1 protein-coding gene is annotated in these 268 nt (G+C 43.7%); it reads left to right on the forward strand.

What is annotated here, in order from left to right; genetic code table 11:
• The coding region (locus tag LKK83_RS15510; protein ID WP_324632117.1) for a reverse transcriptase domain-containing protein at positions 1 to 268 on the forward strand (268 nt) is incomplete at both ends.

Raw genomic sequence — 268 nt, forward strand, 5'->3', positions numbered from 1 at the left:
CCCGATTTGAGGCAGACTCATACGGATTTAGGCCAGGAAGGTCAGCGCATGATGCGATTGATGCCATATTCAAGAAGGTTCATAAGAAACCTAACTGGGTATTAGATGCAGATATTGCAAAATGTTTTGACCAAATTAACCATGATTACCTACTGTCCAAACTAGATTGTCCATCCGTGTTCAAACGGAAAATTAAACAATGGCTTAAAGCCGGAGTTCTGGACAATGGCGTATTTGAGGCAACAGAGTCAGGCACTCCACAGGGTGG

Source organism: Phormidium sp. CCY1219, assembly GCF_035615515.1.
Taxonomy (GTDB): Bacteria; Cyanobacteriota; Cyanobacteriia; order Cyanobacteriales; family Laspinemataceae; genus CCY1219.